Annotated in this window: 2 protein-coding genes; both read left to right on the forward strand. The window is 64.9% G+C overall.

Annotated features, from left to right (window positions below; all coding sequences use genetic code 11):
• Positions 1-142 precede the first annotated feature (142 nt).
• A complete protein-coding gene (locus ABYB95_RS22640; RefSeq protein WP_372662332.1) occupies positions 143-805 on the forward strand; it encodes a response regulator in 663 nt (220 codons plus the stop codon).
• A partial coding sequence (locus tag ABYB95_RS22645; RefSeq protein WP_372662335.1) for a sensor histidine kinase occupies positions 802-1,905 on the forward strand: 1,104 nt, incomplete at its 3' end. The genes ABYB95_RS22640 and ABYB95_RS22645, both read left to right, overlap by 4 nt.

Consider the following 1,905-nt stretch of genomic DNA (forward strand, 5'->3'; position numbering starts at 1 on the left):
CAAGGCCTGACCGGTCGCTCGGTTCCTCTCAGAAAGCGGGCCCTGACCCGCTTTTTTTGTTTCGCCATGTCGATGCATACTGTCTCCGGGCCTTGTTCACACCAGGGTTCCCATGTGAACCGGCCCACTCCAGAGTGAAAACATGAAACTCCTTCTTGCCGAAGACGATGCGATGCTGGGCGCCAGCATGGAAAAAGGTTTGGAGCAAGCCGGCTTCAAGGTCGACTGGGTGCGCACCGGCAACCACGCGTCGACGGCCCTGAAAACACAGAGCTACGACGTGGCCCTGCTGGACATCGGCCTGCCGCAAATCGATGGCCTGGAAATTCTTCGCCAGATCCGCAGCCAAGGCCAGCACACGCCGGTGTTGATGGTGACCGCGCGCGACGCGGTGCGCGACCGCATCGCCGGTCTGAACCTGGGCGCCGACGACTACTTGAGCAAACCCTTCGATCTGGACGAACTCACCGCCCGCATCCACGCGCTGGCGCGGCGGCAGGCCGGCCGTGGTCGGCCCAACATCGAATTCGGGCGGCTGGAGATCAAGCCCATCGAACGCGAGGCGCTGCTGGCGGGCAAGCTCTTGCCCCTCTCGCCGCGCGAGTTCGATCTGCTGCTGGCCCTGATGGAAAAGCCCGGCGCGGTGCTCTCTGTCGAGCAACTGGAAGACCAGTTGTACGGCTGGGAAGACGAGGTGGCCAGCAACACCATCGAGGTCCACCTGCACCACTTGCGCCGCAAGCTCGGGGAGCCCTGGATCCGCAACGTGCGGGGGGTGGGCTACAAAGTGGTGGAAGTGGTTTGAATTCCATCCGTTCGCGCCTGCTGCTGTGGCAAATCTCGGCGGTGCTGCTCACCGCCTTGCTGGTGAGCGCGCTCACGTACCGCCTGGCCTGGAACGGTTTCAACCAGGTGCGCGATTACGGGCTGGAGCAAATCGCACACTCGGTGCTGCGGCACGACGAAACCCCGGTGCCCACGCACCCGCCCCGCACCGCGCCACCGGCCCCATCGGCAGCCAGTGCGTCACCCGGGCAAACCAGCACCACAGCCGACGGCCAGACGCTGGCGGAATCTGGTGAAGAGGACGAAGAAGATCTGGGGCAGTTCCTGAGCCAGGTCTGGAGCAACGAGGGCGAACTGATCTATTCGTCTCTGCAGGAAGACGGCCCCCCGTTGCAGCAGCCCGGCTTTCATGTGCAGACCTGGCAAGACCAGACCTGGCGCATCTTCACCCTGCCCCGGGGTGCACGCACGGTGCAGGTGGCCGTCACGGCACAGGACCGGGCCAAGGGATTTTCGGAGTTGATTCCGTGGATTTTGGTGCCGCTGGCGTTGCTGGTGGTGGTGCTGGGTTTGTTCATCCACGAAGCGGTTGCGCGTGCCTTGCTGCCGCTGGAGCGCCTGCGCCGCGACATTGGCGAACGCGATGTGTCGGAACTGCACGCCGTGCCCACGCAAGACCTGCCCGAAGAGGTGGTGCCACTGGCCCACACACTCAACCAGCTGCTGCAGCAACTCGACACGCTGTTGGCCCACCAGCGCCAGTTCCTGGCCGATGCTGCGCACGAACTCAACACGCCCTTGGCGGCGATCAAGCTGCAAGCCCAGTTGGCGCGGCGCGCCCAGGACGCCGACAAAGACGCGGCGCTGAACGAACTCGACCAAGGCATCGAGCGGGCCATCCACCTGGTGGCGCAATTGCTGCAAATGGCCCGGCTCGAACCCGATGCACGCAAGCCCGAGCAGACGCTGGTGCCGCTCGATGGGCTGGTGCGCCAGGTGGTGGGCGCCTTTTCGGCACGGGCCGAAGAACGCGGCATCGACCTGGGGGTGGAAAACGCCGAGGCCACGTGGGTGCTGGGCGATCCCCATGCCTTGCGCGCCCTGCTCGACAACCTGGTG

The sequence above is a fragment of the Hydrogenophaga sp. genome (assembly GCF_041633695.1).
Classification (GTDB): Bacteria; Pseudomonadota; Gammaproteobacteria; order Burkholderiales; family Burkholderiaceae_C; genus Hydrogenophaga.

Coding starts and splice junctions, on each gene's coding strand:
- ABYB95_RS22640 (WP_372662332.1), top strand. CDS start 143: ATGAAACTCCTTCTTGCCGAAGACGATGCGATGCTGGGCGCCAGCATG.